Below are 18,478 nucleotides of genomic sequence, written 5' to 3' on the forward strand. Positions count from 1 at the left end.
TCCATGCACCATATGCCAATCAGCCAAGCGTCCGATCGAGTGTCAATCGGAACGAAAATTGCGCTTTGGCCGGTCGCGTTTGGCAGATCATCAGAGATGACCGCAACCAATAGGCTCTATGCGAAAGAGCCGAGGGCGCAAAAGAACGAACTCCCGAATGGCCCATTCCATCCGGGAGGGATACTTAACCTAAGATCGACAATTTTGCCAGCCTAGGCGAATGCGAAATCGTCAGCGTTAAGATAGAGCTTGGTCGCGCCATAGAGCGTGATGGACGTGCTTGTATCAAAGGTAATGACCGTATTAGACCCAACTTGCTGTGCAATGTTCATGATTTCTGCAAAGCTATCATAAGCGGCACCCATCAAAATCTGCAGCACGTCATTGGGCCCCGTCCCCCCGGCAAAATCGGCGATACCGTCTTGCCCGGATCCGGGTTGGAACACGAATGTGTCATTGCCGCCTTCGCCTACTAGAAAGTCATTGCCTGCCTCGCCGGCGATATAGTCGTTGCCACCCCGGCCGTAGATAACGTCATTGCCGTTACCGCCAAAAATAGCATTGTTGCCGTCTTCGCCGCGAAGATCGTCACCATAAGCGGAACCAATAATGCCTTCGACGCCCGCATACTGATCGCCGCCGGCTTCGCCGACGTTGAGATAGCTATAGAGCAGATCCGCGAGTAGTCCGGACGCCGAATAGGAGTAGGCAGCAAAGTCGAAACCATCTTCACCATACAAGTGATCTGATCCGGCGCCGCCAAAGAGATAGTCGGTATCAAGATTGCCGAACAGATAGTCGTTCCCGTCTTCGCCGAACAAAAGGTCATTGCCGTTGCCGCCTGACAGCACATCCGCTCCGTCACGACCGAAGATCGTGTCATTCCCGCTTTGGCCGTAAATCGTATTCGCGGTGTTGCTACCAAAAAGAGAATCGCCATAATTGCTCCCGACAATTCCTTCCATGGAAATGAAAGTGTCGCCAGCAGCCTCACCTGTATTGAGATAGGTATAGAGGAGGTCAACCGTCAAAGCTGCTCCAGCATATTCGTAACTGGTGTAGTCAAGGCCATTGCCGCCGTCGAAGTTGTCGCCGCTGGCGCCTCCGTTCAGGTAGTCATCCTGGTCGCCGCCGTAGAGATAATCAACTCCACCCAAGCCAAACAGAAAATCGGTGCCACCATTGCCAAACAAATAGTTTGTCGAAGCGTTACCCAGCAGGGTATCCCAATTGTTCCCACCAGCCAGTCCTTCAATGCTATCATAGACATCACCCGCGGCGTCACCCGTATTGGTAGCCGGTGAGGTAAGGTCGGCGCGAACGGCTGTTTCGTAGAATGCGACATCAATCCCCGTGTCGCCAAAGAGCGAATCGGCGCCGGCGCCGCCAAAGAGATAATCATTGCCCGTACCGCCACGCAGGATATCCGCGCCGCCCTGGCCGAACAGCTGGTCACTGCCTCTACCGCCAATAAGCTCGTTCGCCGTCGCGTTGCCGTATAGAAAGTCATTGCCATCGCCGCCGATCGCGTTCTCGACGTTGGCAAAGCTTACCGCGACACCATCGATGCTGCCGGCAACACCATCGAGGTGAATCGTTGAGTTTGAGGAAACCGCTGCCGCGTTGACGGTGTCAGTGCCGCCATTGGAATCAGTGATCGCGGTCAGATGCCCACCCACGCCGTCGTAATCCGAATACTCGTTGGTGAAGACATAGCGGTCATCGTTGCTAGCCTGACCATAGGTCTTCAGCACAATGTCGCTGACAGTCAGTACGTCGCCGCCGGAATCATCGACAACCCGCACGCTCCACTGGCCCGCGGCGCGTTCGCCACGGAAGGCCTGCGTTTCGAACGTCCAGGTGCCGTTGAAGTCGTTACCGCCGCCGGTATCGGCGATCAGTTGACTAACAGTGCCGTCGGGCGAAGTGACATAGACTTCCAGATCGCCGGTGAAGGTGGTTGAAAATGTCATCTGGACGGTTACGCGGTCCACATTGTCATCGAAGACCGCATTGCCGTTGAAGGTCAGACCCGTCGTGTTGCCATCCGGAATGACAGTCGCCACGTTCAGCATGTCGACGGTATTGGTAAACTCGTTTGAGGTCGTTTGAGCGACGCCTCCGGCGAGGAGCCATGTTTCGGCAAGGCGGACGACGGCGAGAGCGTCAACAAGACCGTAGCCATAGTCGTTGCTGAAATGCATGCCGCCGCCATTCCAGGTGGTGGAATGATTCCAGCCCCAGGCGAAGCGCTCGGCGCCGGAGAATGGCCCGCCGACCGCGCTGCCGACATGGCGCGCCGAAGCGGCCAAAATGCTCTGCACGTCACGCCAGCCGAGGCCGGAATTGGCATCGTACATCAGCGATACGACACCTGACACCATCGGCGCTGCCGCCGAGGTGCCGTTGAAGGTAGAGGTGAAATCGGTGTTGGTGTAGCCCGCCGCGCCAACCCGGTCGGTGGTCAAGACCTCGCCAGGCGTGCCGAACGCCGACACCAGCAGAGCCGCACCGTAGCTTGAGTAGGAGGACACGAAGCCGTTCTGATCGACAGCTCCCACTACGACCTGACGCGTGTCGTTGGTCCAGTCGTCAGCGTTTACGTCGTAATTGTCGGCACGCGAATTGCCGGCAGACTTGACGATCGTCATGCCAAGGCCGCCGCGGCCCAAAGTGACCGCCGTGCCGATTGACGTCTCGATCTCGTCGAACCGCACGGCGTTGTAGCCAACGCCGAACTCGCTCGCCGCATCGTTGGCGATGCCCTGGCTGATGTTTGCGACGTCCCCTTGGGCGTTCGTCGCCGCTTGTGCGATGGCGTCTCGAATGTCTTGTAGCCAGGCATCGCTGATAAGATTGGCAGTACGATAGCCGACCAGCTCGGTGCCGTAAGCAACGCCGACAGCGCCGGTTCCGTCCGCTGCGGCGCCAATGATGCCGGCAACGGCGGTGCCGTGTGATTCGCTGGGCGCGCCAAATGGATTGAGCGTATTGTTCTCGAAATCGTAGTCCAGGAACTGATTGTAATTGTCGAAATCAGGATGGAGGTAGTCAAAACCGTTGTCGATAACGACCGCGCGAATTCCGGCGCCGGTATAGGCAAGCCCCTCCTCCGGGTTCCAGACGGCGCGCACATTCAAGTCGAACAGCCCCGCAATGGGGTTGCCCAGATGCCATTGTTGATTCAGAAGCGGATCGGTCGGGAGCGGCATGATATTCTCCTGTAGTTGGTTAACTCGAAACCAAGCAAGATATCGAAACGGTAATCCTGGCGGCCCTGGTGGGTTTAGGAGCCGTTAACCTTTGCTCAAAACGAGTACTTTCTCTGCGTAAAGAACTGGCCCGCGACAACCGACCGTTATAGCCATATAGCCGGTCACCGAGACGCGATCACCGATCGCGATGGAGGGCGCGAGATATGAAATTCCGTGTGTCGACCCGTCGTCGCTGCGCACTCGCGGGCACTCGACCGCGTCACCTTGGGTGATACGTACGCCAACGATGGTGATCCGCTCCTGGCTGACCGATTGTGCCGCCATAAGGTTTTCCGGTGACAACCGTTCTCCACCACGGCCAGTTGGCACGCCGGCGCTCACGCTAAGAGCACACAACGACCACGCCAGGGAGCATGCCAAGACCGGGCCAACTGCCAGTCGCGATAGAAACCGTAGGCCGGCTGACGATAAAGTTACTCTGCTCTTTCGGCATACCGCACCGCCAAAAAAACCACCTGCGGACAGCAAGGCTAAGCCTTTGTGTCTTCCGTTTGGTAAGCTAAAGACATAGCAATCCCCCTCGCGCGAAATCACTCGCGGCGTTAAGAAAATCTGGAAGAGATACTGGTTCCCCTGCGTAACCAAGAGTGCATATTAGCGCGCCGAGATCAAGGGGTAGGGGTGGTGGCTGAGCACCGCCTTTTGGCGTAGACCGAAGGCGAAACCGGATTTCTGTAGAGATTTTTCTGTAGAAAATAGACCGGCTTAAGGTCGGACCGCAGCGCTGTTCAGAGAATTGCCGCCAGCCTGCACGATACGCTGCCATGCGTTTCGATAAGTCTCCGATACGCATTGAATTCATGCGCTGGTTCGTGCCAGACAGGGGCACAGCGTTCGGGGCATGTGCGCCCGACTGCGGGCAAACGGATTTGTGGTCGATAATGAAGGCAGTCACTTCGTGAGCAAAATACTCGTTACCGGGGCTTCAGGTTTCATCGGCACCCGCCTATGCACGTTGCTTCAAGGGCAGGGGCATACGGTGTTTGGCGCGAGTTCCGGCGCGGAATCCCGTCCACAAGGTCCGAATTTTTCGCTGGAGAATTCGGAAGCCGTATGGGCGGCGGTGGCGCATGCCGATCCGGACATCGTCATTCACCTGGCGGCGCTGGCGACGGTCACGGGCAACCAAGCAAGCGCCTACTACGAGATCAATGCGCTGGGCACCGAGCGCCTGATCAAGGCCGTCGACCGTCTCGGGCGGCGCACACGCCTTATCTTCGTCAGCACCGCCGGCGTTTACGGCAACCAGCGGTCCAATGTGCTCAGCGAGGATATGCCGCCCTTGCCGGTCCATCACTACGGACTGAGCAAATTCGTTGCCGAGCGACTGACCTTTCTGGCCGCCGAGCGGCACGACATCACCATCGTGCGACCGTTCAATGTCATTGGCAAGGGGCAGCGGGCGGACTTCATCGTTCCCAAGCTGGTCGACCATTTCCGCCGGCGTGCGCCCGTCGTGCGTCTCGGCAACATCGATGTCATCCGCGACTATATCAACCTCGACGCGGCATGCTCAATCCTGATCGAGGCGATCGGGGCGGCAGGCACTTTCGGCGAAGTCGTCAATCTATGTTCGGGACGCGGCACAAAGCTGCGCGAGCTCCTCGAGGAACTGACTGCGCTGACCGGCCACAAAATCGAGATTGAAGCCGCGCCGGAATTCACGCGAAAGAATGAGGTATGGCACCTTGTCGGCTCTGTCGAAAAGCTCAGCCGCTTGCTGCCAAACCGCCTTCCGCCTTTGCCCGTTCGTGATGTTCTGGCGCAAATGCTGACTTGAAATCCAGCACCGAACTGAAAGGACGAAGCTTTTCGGATAGTTCTGATGCTCAAGTAGGAGATAGATCGGCGTCAGATTCCCATGAACGGACGCCGATCTGGTTCAACTGTAAACCGTCAAACCCGGCCAAACTCGTCTTCGATGCGAACGATGTCGTCTTCACCCAGATAGGATCCGGTCTGCACCTCGATCAGTTCGAGCAAGATCTTGCCGGGGTTCGCCAACCTGTGCGTGCATCCAAGCGGAAGATAGATGGATTGATTTTCGGTCAGCATCGAAATCGTACCGTCGATCGTCACTTCAGCTGTACCTGAAACAACGATCCAGTGCTCGGCACGATGAAAATGCTTCTGCAGGGAAAGCTTCTTACCAGGCTTGACGAAAAGCCGCTTCACCTGGAAACGATCACCGTTCAGAACGGAAGAATAGCCGCCCCAAGGGCGGTATGCGGTCCGGTGGATCTCTGTAAGGTGCAGGGTCTCTGGCAGCGCTCTTAGCCCGCTGACAATGCGGCCAACGCTTTGCGCATCCGACAGCTTCCCGACGAAAATCGCGTCCTCGCTGGCAACAACGACGACATCGTCAAGCCCGTGCACCGCGACATAAGCCTTCTCCGAAATGACTAATGATCGCTGCGTGGATGAAAGGCCGACGCGTCCCACAACGACATTGTCGTTGCTGCTCTTTTCACTCGCTGTCCAGACGGCGTCCCAACTGCCCATGTCGGACCAGGAAAAATCAACGGGAACAATCGATACAAGCGAAGATTTTTCAAAAACGGCGTAGTCGATCGAGATGCTGGGAGAGGCCTCGAACGACTTTCTGTCCAGGCGCACGAAATCCAGGTCGACAACCGATTTATCGACCGCTTCCCGCGTAGCGGCCGAAATTTCGGGTGAGAATTTCTCCAGCTCGGAAAGAAAGGTTTCAATTCCGAACATGAACATGCCGGAATTCCAGAGGTACTTGCCTGAGGCGAGCATTCTCTGAGCCTCTTCAACGCCTGGCTTTTCCGTAAACCGCGCTACTTCATGGACACCGGCGGATCGCTCCTTGCCGGTCTCTATGTAGCCGAAACCTGTTTCTGGCCGCGTTGGGGTGATCCCGAATGTCACCAGCCTGGAGCTGCGGGCTTCAGCCGCCGCCGTATCGACGGCAGTCCAGTAGCTTTCGTCGACAACAATGGAGTGGTCGGACGGAATGATCTGGACCACTGCGTCCTCGCCGAATTTTTGAACCGCGAAATGCGACGCCGCAGCGATCGCGGCGCTGGTATTGCGGGCGACGGGTTCCAGCAAGACGCCTGAGAGTTCACATCCAACTTCGGCTGCCTGCTCGGCGACGAGAAACCGATATTCATTGTTGGTGATGACGATCGGATCGGCATAGCGCGTGTCAGCGACCCGCTTCAGCGATTCCTGAAACAGGCTGTGCGGCCCCAACAGTGACAAAAACTGCTTTGGCCGCGCCGAGCGCGACATCGGCCAGAGGCGCGTGCCTTGGCCGCCAGCAAGAATAATCGGAACGATCAATCCGGACATACATATTCCTCATCGAAGACAATGGAGCGTTTTAGACAGCAAAATGCGCAAGGCAAGCGCAATTTCGCTTCTCTCCACGGCCCTGTTATTTTCGCAGTCACCTTGGATTACGATTGTGCCACTGCCGCCGCCGCTCTCTCTAGGCCGGATTGCAGGATCATCTTGGAGCGTTCGGCATCGCCGGTCTCTACATAGCAACGCAACTCCGGAGCGTTTCCGGATGCGCGAAAGTGGACTGTGTCGCCATTCTCAAGTGTCATCCGAACGCCATCCATCGTGTCCGTGCCAGCCAAGTCGCCGAAATCGGCAAGAAAGTCGGCGGCGTATGACTGGCTTTCAGCCAGCCGGGCGAGGAGGGGAGCGCTCTTCTGCGATGGAATGTTCTTGAGCCTGTCGCTGACTGTGAACCGGGGCGGCAGATCGGCTGCCAGTGCAGCCACGCTTTGCTTGTTCTGCCGCGCCAGCGCCAGGACGGCAATGATCGGCAAAAAGGCGTCGCGAGTGGGCAGCGCGCTCAGCACGAACCTGTCACAGTCGATATTGGAGCCAAGCAATACGCCGCCATTGGCCTCAAAGCCAACGACAAGGCGCGAACCTTCTTTTGAAGCGCGCATCATGCCTTCGATCACATAAGGCGAGCCAACCCGCGTGCGTTTTACCGATGCAAAGAGGCCGGACGCTTCGATTGCGGAGGTTGATGTGACGGGCGTGACGACTGCATCGGCGCCCAGCCAGCGAGCCGTCAGAATGCCGATGACGTCCCCACGCACAAATGCACCACTGGCGTCTGCAATCATGGGGCGGTCGGCATCCCCATCCGTGCTGACGACGGCATCGACGCGCATCGAAGCGCAGGTCTCACGCACCAACGCCGCATCTTCCGGTCGAACAGCCTCCGTGTCGACAGGGATGAAGGCTTCGGCCCTGCCAAATGGGATGCAGGAGGCGCCGAGGCTGGAAAGCACCTCCACGAGAAGATCGCGCGCGACCGAGGAGTGCTGATAGACCGCTACCCGCAGGCCGGACAAATCGACATGGCTTGCAAGGTTGGCATAGCGTTGCCTATAGCGGTTCAAGGCTTCCGGGCTGAACGAGGCTTCCCCGCTGCGCGGGGGCGATGGACTGTCGGCGCGCCGGTCCGCCGATCCATCGTCAAGCTGGTCAAGTATGCCGGCTTCATCCGCTTTATCTATTTCGCCCTCTGCCCGGTAGAATTTCAGGCCGTTGCGATCGTCGGGTATGTGGCTGCCGGTCACCATGATCGCCGGCCGCCTTATTCGGGCAGCCTCAAGCGCCAGCGCGGATGTCGGCAAATGCCCGCAATTCAGCGGCGTAAAGCCCTGTTCGGCAATGGCTCCGAGGCAGGCAGTGGCGATCCGGGCGCTGCTGGCCCGCAAATCCTGTCCAACCAGAATCGGACCATCTTGCCCAGTCGCTCCCATGCTGCGCAGGTGGGCAATGAACGCGCTCGTGTATCGTTCGCAGGCCGCATCGGTCAGATCGTTGACCAACCCACGCAGGCCACTTGTACCAAATTTGAGGTCGCTCATGTCGGTCCATGGCAGCTGGAAGGAAACGGGAAATGGCGCATCTATAGCCAAGAACTGAGCTACTATAGCGCTGCGACATCCGTCAACCGCATCGGCTGGAATTGCCGCGGCATCCGTTGAAGGCATCCTAGGGGCGCACCGCAGCAGGATCCGTCAGATCCTCTGTTTCAGCCGTCTGGCCAAGGCCGCCAGCGGGTGGGTGCCATAACGTGCGGCAAAGCTGTCGTAGGCGGTGGCGGTGTTAGCGGCAACGGCTGCGGCGAAGCCTCGGTAGACCTCGCTGTCGGGCGTCGGGCGCGAAGACGCCCCCTTGCTCAGTCGGCCGGACCGCAGCAGGGCCAACGCTTTTACAGCCAGCGGATGGTCGGGGTTGCGAGCCAGGAACATGGACATCGATTCCGCCGTGCCGTCTTGGCGCAATCTGTCGAATTCTTCTGCGGTCACGTCATAGTCGGGGGGGTATTGGCGGATTCCTGAGCCATCGCGGTCCGATTCTCGCTGAAAATCATTACGGTGCTGGCCATGACCGGAATTGCGGCTGTGGTTGCCAAGACGCGGACACTCGTGCCCGTGCGTCTTGTCGAAATCGTCTTTATGGTCCGGCTTTCCCTGTAACACAACGCATCCGGCTAGTTGTGCATGGCCTTGTAGCTTTATTGTGGTGCGGCCAGGTTTCTGCTACCAGCTAGTTTTCTCGAAACGCCCTTTCGACCTGATCGGAAAACGGCTTGATCAGATAGGAGAGCATGGTGCGGTCCCCAGTCGAAAAATAAACTTCGGCCGGCATTCCCGGCGTCAGGATCAGCCCCTTCAGCTTGGCGATGTCTGCTCGATCGAGGTTCAGTCGTGCGGTATAATAGCCGAACCCGGTGCGCTCATCGACAGTGAGATCGGCCGAAACGCTCTTGAGCACACCACCGACCTGCGGCGTTGTCTGCTGATCGAATGCCGACAACCTCAGGACTGCGCGCTGGCCTGGCTTGATCTGGTCGATATCCTGCGGCGCTATGTGGGCCTCTACCGTGAGATTATCGGCGGTCGGCACGATGAGCATGACAACCTCGCCGGCAGCAATGACACCGCCGACCGTGTGAACGTTAAGCTGATGGACGACGCCATCTTGCGGGCTGCGCAGGTCTATCCTTTTCAATTGATCCTGTGCGGCGACTTGCCGCTCGACGAATTCCGCGATTTTTGACTGAACGTCGCGCAACTCAGACGCGACCTCGCTGCGGAAATCCTGGTCCACCTGAATAATCTGCAGGCGGGTTTCCGATACACGCCCCTTTGCCTGTGCGATCGAGGCGGTCAGTTCTCCGTGTTCGCCGCCAAGCCGGACGGCGTCGCGCTCCAGCGCGGTCACGCGCTCCAACGACACGAGCTTGCGTCTCCACAGTGAACGAACGCTTTCGAGTTCGGTCCCGATCAGGACTATTTCCTGGCGTTTGGCTACTCTTTGTTCGGTCAGACCCGAGACTTCTTCGGACAGCTGGAGGATGCGCTCTTCCAATTGGGCCTTTTTGCCGGCACGCGCCTCCTGCCGGAATTTGAACAGCGATTGCTCGCCGTCCATGATGCCCGCAACCTCGCTATCCTGCTGCCGCGATGTCAACGACGATGGAAAGGTGATGTGGTCCTGGCCATCGCGTTCCGCTTCAAGCCGGGCGAGGTGGGCCTGAAACTGGCCCAGCCCCTTGGTTACGATCGCGAGACTCGCACGGGTGACGGTTTCATCGAGCCGAACAAGTATCTGGCCCGATCTGACTGAATCGCCTTCGCGCACGAGGATTTCGCCGACGACGCCGCCCGTCGGGTGCTGCACTTTCTTGACACTGGAATCGACCACAAGCTTGCCTGAGGCAATGACAGCTCCCGATAGCGTTGTCATGGCGGCCAGACTGCCGACCCCACCAACAAGAAGCACGCAGGTTGCGACCCCCGCGAAAAGGTATCGCCTGATGGCGCGATCGGACGACGTTTGGCTGGAGCTCATGCGCCGGCCTCTTCGGATGTCGTCACAACCTTCAACGGCATCGTTGGCTGCGCCGGACGGGTCACCTTGTTCATCACCTCGTTCTTGGGGCCGAAAGTTTGGATCTGACCATTGGCCATGACAAGCACCTGGTCGAGGCTGGCTAGGGCGCTGGGTCTGTGGGCCACGACAATGGCAATGCCGCCGCGGTTGCGCACGCTCTGGATCGCTTCGGTCAGCGCGGTTTCACCGTCCGCATCGAGATTGGAATTCGGCTCGTCGAGAATGACAAGGAAGGGGTCGTCGTAGAGTGCCCTGGCAAGCGCAATGCGCTGCCGCTGGCCGGCTGAAAGCGCAGATCCGGCTTCACCGATGCGGGTATCGTATCCCTCGGTCATGCGCACCACGAGGTCGTGGACACCCGCTGTCTTGGCTGCGCCCAGTATCTTTTCCGAAGATGCATGGGGGTCGAAGCGCGCGATGTTCTCGGCAATCGTCCCGTCGAAGAGCTGCACGTCCTGCGGAAGATAGCCGACATGCTTGCCTATTTCTTCCGGCGTCCATTGATCAAGCGTTGCGCCGTCAAGCCTGACAGTGCCGCGGATCGGTATCCATATTCCTGCAATCGCCCGGATAAGTGAGGATTTGCCGGAAGCGCTCGGCCCGATGATACCAAGGCCTGCCCCGCTCCTTAGCACAAAGCCTGCGTCCTGCACGACCAAAATGCGTTCGCCCGGCGGGGTAACGGTAATGCGCTCCACGCTGAGAATCGACCTCGGCGCAGGTAGCGTCACGCTTGTCGTGGTTTCTAGCACCAAAGCCAGAAGCTTGGTCAACCGGGCCCAGCTTTGGCGCGCTGAAACGAAACTTTTCCAGTAGGCGATGGCGAGATCGATCGGCGCTAGCGCGCGGCTCATCATAATGGAACTGGCGATCATGATACCGCCTGTCGCCTCCTGATGAATAACAAGATAGGCGCCGATCGCCAGCATACTCGATTGCAGCATCATCCGAAGGAATTTCGAGATCGTTCCAAGCGTACCGACCACATCGCTCGCTTGCGCATTTGTGTTGAGGTAGTCGGCATTGATGACTGCCCAGCGCTGCGCGACGCGCGATCCGAAGCCCATTGCCTGCAAAACCTCGGCGTTTCGACGCGTTGCCTCGGCAAGCGTGCTGCGCGCCGCAGCATGAATGCCGACCTTCTTGATGGGTTCCTTGGTTCGAATTTCCGTGAGCAGGGTCAAGGAAAAAAGCACGATCGCTCCTCCAAGCACCGCCATACCGATCCAGAAATGGAACAGAAAGCCAATCCCGATATAGATCGGCATCCAGGGAACATCGAACAGTGCCGTCGGCCCAGCACCCGAGAGAAACGAACGCACTTGGTCGAGATCCCGCAGGGATTGAAGCCCGTCGCCTGTCGGCTTCGACAGCAGCGGTAACCGCATCAGCGCGGAATAGACCTGGGCGCTCAACCGGTCGTCGAGTGCAAGCCCAATGCGCACAAGAACTCGCGAACGGATAAGCTCCAGAATGCCTTGGAAGACGAACAAAGTGCCTGCCAGTATGATCAGTCCGACAAGCGTCGGCACGCTGCGTCCGGGGACCACCCGATCGTACACTTGAAGCATGAAGAATGAGCTGGTCAGCGTCAAAACATTGACGATGCCACTCATCAAGGCGATGCCGACGACGGCTCGTCGGAACGATGACAGAACCGCCGCAAGGGTCAGTCGTGGCGCTTTAGTTGGCGAAATGGGGGAAAGCGTCATCACATCACGCTCCTGTCAAGCATCGTCCAGCGAACGGTAAGGCCACTCCGCTGTCAGGCAAACAACTCTTGTGTTTTGGCGTGGTCAGGCCTTCTTCGTCGGCCACGGCCAGGATGTTCAAACAAATCCGGGTTCACAGAAATAGTCAAAAAGAGAAAAAATAGAATAGCGCTTTCGCCCCAGCGGAAGGCGACTGCTAATGTTGATGAGATAGACGAAACCATTAACAACTCTTGTCCGAAATTCTGTTCGAACAAGGTAGCCTTCCGCATGCCGCGCCTCTATGACGACATGGGCACACCGGAAATCATGCCCTTGTTGATGACTCGCTATCTTAGCACTGGAGCCCGCTACCTCAGCCCTGACAAAATGTATCAGCACCTGAGAAGGTGTCAACGTCGAGGAAAACCCGCACCCTCATTAAAAATGCTGAAATATCAGGGGTAGCTATAAGACTTGGAAAGCCGGACGCCGACCGCAAACCACGGTTGCTTGATTGTCAATCCAGGGTCATCGGACAAGATTTCGATAAAGCGTCACGTAGCTGTCGATCATGGCTCCTGCCCGCAGGTGCGCCTGATAGTGCACTCGTGCTGCGTCGCCCATGCGGCGGGCAGCATTCCGGTCGGTCCAAAGGGCGCGCATGGCCCGATCCAGAGCAGGCACATCGCCTGGTGGAATGACGATCCCGGTTTCGCCGTCACGGTTGACGAAACTTGTTCCGGTGCCGAGTTCACAACTGATCATCGGCCGCCCGGCCATCGCCGCTTCGACCAGCGCCAGGCCAAACGCCTCGCTGCGGACATGGGACGGAAACACGAAGGCCAGTGACAGGTGCAGCAAGGCGGCTTTGTCTGCATCGGAAAATTCGGGCAAGTGAACGATGTTGGGAAGACTAGCGTCACGCACGGCCGACGCCATATCGCCGTTGCCGGCGACGACGACCGGCAACCGGTTCTGCCGCGCGGCTTCGATCAAGAACTGCAGGCCCTTATAGTAACGCAAGGAACCGCAAAAGAGAAAAAAACCTGATCCCACCCGCGCGCGCCATTGCTCGACCAGTGCTGGGTTGGGAGCCAGTATCGCGGGATCATCCAGCCCGATTGGAATGACCGTGGTTTTGGCCGCGTAGCGCTGCAGGACAGGGCTGCTCGCCAAGTAGTCGGGCGAGGTCGCAACAATCGCATCCACGCGGTTGAGAAAGGCGAGCATGAGCGGCGTGTAGAATGGCATCAGAAGGCGCTGCTTGACGATATCGGAATGGTAGGTGACGATGCTGGGTTTACTGACCCCGCTGACCAGATGCACCAAGTCCATGAACGGCCACGGGAAGTGGTAGTGGATGATGTCGGCGTTTTCGGCAAGTTTCTTGAAATGGCCGAACGCGTTAATCGAAAGGCCGGTGGAGGCGACATAGAAATCGAGCTTGGCCTTGTGCGCGAAATGTGAACCGACCACCATTGCTGCGGTTTCGAACGATCTGCTGAGCGAGAGAACGTCGCTTTGAACATCGTGGTGGGCAGCACCTTCTGCTATGGTCCAGATAACGCGCTCGACGCCTCCGAAGCTGTCAGGAACATAGGTTTTGAAGAAATGCAGGACCCGCATCATGTACGGTCCGCGCGTTGTGCCATCGCCTGCTGGAAACAGCCGACCAGCTTTTGGGCACTGTCGGCCCAGTCAAACCGCGCCGCATTGGGCTGAGTTCGCGCCGACAGCGTCTCGTAGAGCGGCTCGTCGGTAAGAAGACGAAAAAGGCCATCGGCGATTGAGCCGATGTCGAGTGGATCGACCAGCACTCCGGCGTCGCCGGCGACCTCGATCATCGACGAATTGGCCGAGGTCAACACCGGTTTGCCGACCCGGTTTGCCTCGACGATCGGAAAGCCGAATCCTTCATAGAGCGAGGGGAAGGCAACAAACCGGCAATGCCGGTACAGGCTGTCCAGCGTCGCCTCTGAAACGAAGCCTAGCACTTTCACGGATCCTATAAGGTCGAGTTCAGCAACCAACTCGGCGACATTACGCTGCCGCCAGCCGGGCGCGCCGACGATTGCCAGCGGACATGCTCGGCGAAGCTCCGGAGCAAGCGCAGCGTAGGCCATCAGGAGGCGTTCAAGATTTTTGCGAGGCTCAAGTGTGCCGACAAAAAGCACAAAAGGTCTGTCCAGACCCTGGGGCAAGGAGGGCGTTACTGTATTTGCTGCCACGTCGGCGGTGGTGCCGGGATAGACGATTCGCATTTTGGCGTGAGGCACCGCCAGCACGTCGTGAATCGCGTCGGCCGTCGCGTTCGAATCGGCGACAACGATGTCCGCTGTCGCTATGGCTCGTGGCATCAACAGGCGATCGGCCAGCCATCCCGAGCGGCGCATGGTCTGGCCATGATAGTACCAGACCAGATCATGGATGGTGACTACCCTGGCAACCGTTTTCAGCATTGACAACGGCAGGCGATGAGCCGGTCCCCAGAACACGTCCGGCTTGTCCTCGGCTATCTGTCGGGGAAGGGTGATCTGTCCCCAAATATGCCGTTGGATCGCGCTGGTGCGTGCTGGTGCGCCGACCCGCGACGTAACGATGAAATCGGAGGGCAGCGGCTGAACTGGTGGCGAGGGCATATAGAGAATGATCTGGTGGCCGGTCAACGACAAATGCCGGGCCATCTCTGTGAGATAGCGCCCGATGCCGCTGAACGATGCAGTCAGGTTGCGGGCGTCGATGCCGATTTTCATGGTGACGCGCACCTTGAGGGCGTTGCGTTCGAATGATGACTCGCATGACGTCCGCATGGCCTTCGGCGCGATTCGAAAATGCTTTCGGCAAATCCCGGTCGGGCTTCGGCGAGACGGTGGAAACCGCTATTGTCGCGTCTTGTGCACACTGCCAAACGCCATAAATTGCGGGGTGTTCGGATGTGGACAACCCGGTATTGATGCCCTATGGGAGGGGCATGAATAGCAGTCGATTTTCTGGGAGTAGTCGTTGAAAAAGGCATTGATTACGGGCATTACCGGCCAGGACGGAGCTTATCTCGCGCAGTTACTACTGGGCAAGGGCTATGAAGTCCATGGACTTGTTCGCCGGTCCAGCCATGCGGAAGTTACCGACCATCGGCTGCGCTGGCTTGGCATCGAGAACGACGTCCATTTCGTCGACGGCGACCTTAGCGATCTTGCCGGCCTCATGCGTACCTTCAAGCTGGTAAGGCCCGATGAGGTTTATAATCTTGCCGCGCAGTCGTTCGTCCATTCGTCGTGGCAGCAACCGCTTCTCACTGCCCAGATAACCGCTCTTGGCGTCACCAACGTCCTCGAATGTGTTCGGCTCGAATGTCCGGAAGCGCGTTTTTATCAGGCTTCGTCTTCGGAGATGTTCGGCCTTATCCAGGAAGAGATGCAGAGCGAAACGACACCGTTCTACCCGCGCTCGCCCTATGCGGTCGCCAAGCTCTATGGACACTGGATAACGATCAACTATCGTGAAAGCTTCAATCTGCACGCTTCGTCAGGCATTTTGTTCAATCACGAATCGCCGCTCCGCGGCAAAGAGTTCGTTACCCGCAAAGTTACGCATGCGGTCGCCCGTATCAGTCTTGGCCAGCAAGACGAGCTCAAGATGGGCAACATTGACGCCAAGCGGGATTGGGGTCATGCCCGAGATTACGTGAAAGCGATGTGGCTGATGCTGCAGCAGGACAAGCCTGATGACTTCGTCGTGGCCACCGGACGCACCACGACTGTGCGCGACATGATCCGTATCGCCTTCAACCATGTCGGCCTCGATCCTGATGCCTATGTTAAGATCGACCCGGCGCTGTTCCGTCCGGCGGAGGTCGAGGTTTTGCTCGGCAATCCCGCCAAAGCCAAAGCCAAGCTTGGCTGGAGCACCAACATCACGCTCGAAGAGATGATTGCCGAAATGGTGGACGCCGATATCGCACGTTTGAAGCGAAACGCTTAAGGTTTTGCCATTCGGCCGGTATGTGCTGGTCGGCATCAGCTTGAGACGAATTCGAAGTGCATCCGGCGCATTGCCTTGATGTTCCGTCATCCAAAGCCAACTGCAACTCGCGCAGCCGTCAGGCATTTCCATTGCCAGATTGGGACCGCGCTTAGCCGTGGGATTCCGGATGATTCCGATGAACCGCAAAAGACCTATTCACAATCATTGTGATGGTCATGGCACGTACTCGCCAGAGGGTTGTATCGGAGGCCATACCTCATGGAAAGGCACTGTCGGCCTGTCTCCAAAGACCTAGCTTTGTTTCCCGAATTGAAATAAACATAAGCGCCAGCTTAACCAAGCGTCATTTGAAAAAACATCTGGCTATGACCTCAGGCCCGCAGTATGCGATACACAGGACGGCGGGGGCCGGAGGTGGTGTGTTGAAGGGGCCGCGAATGATCTTTCGTGTCCACACCATGCCGATGCCTGTAGCCGAGTGCCTGGAGTCTAGTGCCGTTCTATGAATTCTTACCTCGAAGCTGTCTTCGGACTCCGGCCGGGAGTGCGGCTCGCCTTCATCATGGTCCAGGACGTCGTCATGGTCCTGATCGCGGTGGCGCTCAGCTTGGTTCTGTCGCGGTCGAACCTTTCGTTTGATGCATTCTCTGCCGAGGGCCTTGCTACCTGGGCGAGCATCGTCCTCATCGGCCACCTTCTGTTCAGATATTGTGGGCTCTATACGACGGTCTGGCGCTTCGCCTCCACACCGGACTTTTTCAACATCCTCAAGAGCTGCGCGATTTTAACGTTTGTTCTTTACGCGGCTTCGCTGGTGGTTCGTGCTTTCCAACCCGTTGCTGGCCTCAACGAACGCCAGTTCATCGTCTTCTTCCTCGTCTCCTTCACCATCATATCGGCGCCACGGCTATTCTATCGCTTTCTCCGCGACGGCGCGAGCTGGGGTATCCTGAGTCGTAAGACCGACAAGACGCGAATCAAGCAAGCCCTGTTCGTCGGCCGGCTCGGCGAGGCCGACCTTATTATTCGCTTCACGCGTACGGCGGAGCCCGCAGATTATTCTATCGCCGGTGTTATGGCGATTGAGCACGGTGTTCCGCAGGGCACTCGGATCCAGGGCGTTCCCGTCGTGGCCACCCGCCCCCGCCTGATCGAGGTGCTGGAAGAATACGCCAAGGGTACGACAAGCCTGGACCTGCTGATTTTCGGCAGCGGCGCCGAACATGAGATCGAGGAGTATTCGGAGCTCGTCCGTGTTGCCCGGCAAGGCGACATAGCGGTGGTGCAGTTCTCGGGGCTTTCGCAGCTCGGCCAGGAGGGAAAGCTCGTTCTCGACGAGGTCGAGATGGAAACGATCCTGCGCCGCCCCACGGTTCCGTCCGACATCGAACGCATCGGGGCCTTCGTCGGCGGCAAGCGCGTCCTGGTCACCGGCGGCGCCGGTTCCATCGGCCGCACCCTGGTCAAGAGGTCACTGGAACTGGGCGCGGAGGCGGTGCTGGTTGCCGATAATTCCGAGTTCGGCATTTTCCAGTTGAGCCAATATGTCGAAGAGAAGGACCATGACCGCCTCAAGGTCCGCATTGTCGATGTCGCCGACCGGCGCCAGATGACGCGTGTCGTCACCGAGTTCAAGCCGGACATCGTTTTCCACGCCGCGGCACTGAAGCATGTGCCTTTGCTCGAGGAAAACTGGGATTCGGCCATCCAGACCAATGTCTTCGGAACGCTTGTCTGTGCCGAGGTTGCCGCCAAATGCGGCGTCAAGCAATTCGTGCTTGTTTCGAGCGACAAGGCCGTGGACCCGACATCCGTGCTGGGCCTGACGAAGCGGGCGGCCGAACAGATCGTCAGCGCCTTGCATGAAACGCCCGCCGGCGAGCCCGGCGCGCGGCGCCCCGCCACCAAGTTCATAGCCGTTCGGTTCGGCAATGTCTTTGGCAGCAATGGCTCGGTCGCAACCATATTCCAGGCGCAGATCGAGGCCGGAGGTCCCGTCACCATAACCGACCGGCGCATGACGCGCTATTTCATGACCGTGGCCGAAGCCGTCGACCTCGTCATCATGTCGGCTGCCGATGCCGCCTCGCGGAAAGCCGGCGACGACTACGCCGTCTACATGCTCGACATGGGCAAACCGGTGCCGATCCTCGAAGTTGCCGAGACGATGATCCGCATGTCCGGAAAAAGCCCATACACGGACATCCCCATTCGCTTCACCGGAATCCGGCCCGGTGAAAAACTCCATGAAACGTTGCATGGTGAGGATGAGGAGCTGGTCGAACTCGGCATTTCCAAGATTTTTGGCCTGAGCACCGATGTCGCGGAATGGTCCGATGTCCAGGCGGCGCTTGCGGCCCTGCAGCAATCCGTGAAGAGCCAGGACAAGGCATCCTCGCTCGCGGTGCTTGCGGGTCTTGACCATACCAAGAAGGTAAGAGGGGACGTGCCTGAGGCCGTGATCCCGAAAGCGGCCGGGCAGGCGAACTGATGCTTCAAAAGACCCTGGCCTTCTTCGGCGCTTGAGCAGTCTGCGCAAGAGCGGCATTTATCGGCGGACCTTCGGGACCCTGGGGCGCTGGCTGGCATTCCTCTGCAGGCGCATCCGAGCAGGCGAGG

At 58.3% G+C, this 18,478-nt stretch carries 12 protein-coding genes; 3 read left to right on the forward strand and 9 right to left on the reverse strand.

Features of this window, described 5'->3' with window-relative positions; all coding sequences use genetic code 11:
• Positions 1 to 212: 212 nt before the first annotated feature.
• Positions 213 to 3,212: a S8 family serine peptidase gene (locus FJ428_RS02880; protein WP_140878899.1), complete on the reverse strand. Its 3,000-nt coding sequence runs from the start codon at positions 3,210 to 3,212 to the stop codon at positions 213 to 215.
• A 904-nt stretch (positions 3,213 to 4,116) separates the two neighbouring features.
• Between FJ428_RS02880 and FJ428_RS02885 the strand changes: the two genes are divergently transcribed.
• On the forward strand, positions 4,117 to 5,055 hold the full coding sequence (locus tag FJ428_RS02885; RefSeq protein WP_140878900.1) for an NAD(P)-dependent oxidoreductase: 939 nt from the start codon (positions 4,117 to 4,119) through the stop codon (positions 5,053 to 5,055).
• A 116-nt stretch (positions 5,056 to 5,171) separates the two neighbouring features.
• Here FJ428_RS02885 and FJ428_RS02890 read toward each other — a convergent pair whose 3' ends face one another.
• The 8 genes from FJ428_RS02890 to FJ428_RS02925 form a co-directional block, all read right to left on the reverse strand.
• Positions 5,172 to 6,596, reverse strand: a complete 1,425-nt coding sequence (locus FJ428_RS02890; protein WP_140878901.1) for a mannose-1-phosphate guanylyltransferase/mannose-6-phosphate isomerase — start codon at positions 6,594 to 6,596, stop codon at positions 5,172 to 5,174.
• Between the two features lie 107 nt (positions 6,597 to 6,703).
• Positions 6,704 to 8,146 carry a phosphomannomutase gene (locus FJ428_RS02895; protein WP_140878902.1) on the reverse strand — a complete coding sequence of 481 codons (1,443 nt, stop codon included), beginning with the start codon at positions 8,144 to 8,146 and terminating at the stop codon, positions 6,704 to 6,706.
• Between the two features lie 153 nt (positions 8,147 to 8,299).
• A complete protein-coding gene (locus tag FJ428_RS02900; protein ID WP_140878903.1) occupies positions 8,300 to 8,764 on the reverse strand; it encodes a hypothetical protein in 465 nt (154 codons plus the stop codon).
• A 67-nt stretch (positions 8,765 to 8,831) separates the two neighbouring features.
• Positions 8,832 to 10,139: an HlyD family type I secretion periplasmic adaptor subunit gene (locus FJ428_RS02905; protein WP_140878904.1), complete on the reverse strand. Its 1,308-nt coding sequence runs from the start codon at positions 10,137 to 10,139 to the stop codon at positions 8,832 to 8,834.
• Positions 10,136 to 11,893, reverse strand: coding sequence for a type I secretion system permease/ATPase (locus tag FJ428_RS02910; RefSeq protein WP_140878905.1), 1,758 nt, complete (start codon positions 11,891 to 11,893; stop codon positions 10,136 to 10,138). The genes FJ428_RS02905 and FJ428_RS02910 overlap by 4 nt, the downstream gene beginning before the upstream one ends.
• Positions 11,894 to 11,946: 53 nt before the next feature.
• On the reverse strand, positions 11,947 to 12,150 hold the full coding sequence (locus tag FJ428_RS02915) for a hypothetical protein (protein WP_140878906.1): 204 nt from the start codon (positions 12,148 to 12,150) through the stop codon (positions 11,947 to 11,949).
• Between the two features lie 253 nt (positions 12,151 to 12,403).
• Positions 12,404 to 13,504 (reverse strand): glycosyltransferase, encoded by a 1,101-nt coding sequence (locus FJ428_RS02920; RefSeq protein WP_224519064.1) that lies wholly within the window; start codon positions 13,502 to 13,504, stop codon positions 12,404 to 12,406.
• On the reverse strand, positions 13,501 to 14,628 hold the full coding sequence (locus FJ428_RS02925; protein ID WP_140878907.1) for a glycosyltransferase family 1 protein: 1,128 nt from the start codon (positions 14,626 to 14,628) through the stop codon (positions 13,501 to 13,503). Before FJ428_RS02925 ends, FJ428_RS02920 begins: the two co-directional genes overlap by 4 nt.
• Positions 14,629 to 14,878: 250 nt before the next feature.
• Between FJ428_RS02925 and gmd the strand changes: the two genes are divergently transcribed.
• Both gmd and FJ428_RS02935 read left to right on the forward strand, forming a co-directional pair.
• Positions 14,879 to 15,856, forward strand: a complete 978-nt coding sequence (gene gmd, locus FJ428_RS02930) for a GDP-mannose 4,6-dehydratase (protein ID WP_140878908.1) — start codon at positions 14,879 to 14,881, stop codon at positions 15,854 to 15,856.
• A gap of 505 nt (positions 15,857 to 16,361) precedes the next feature.
• On the forward strand, positions 16,362 to 18,350 hold the full coding sequence (locus FJ428_RS02935; protein ID WP_181167192.1) for a nucleoside-diphosphate sugar epimerase/dehydratase: 1,989 nt from the start codon (positions 16,362 to 16,364) through the stop codon (positions 18,348 to 18,350).
• Positions 18,351 to 18,478: the final 128 nt, after the last annotated feature.

This window comes from Mesorhizobium sp. B2-8-1 (assembly GCF_006440955.1).
Lineage (GTDB): Bacteria > Pseudomonadota > Alphaproteobacteria > Rhizobiales > Rhizobiaceae > Mesorhizobium.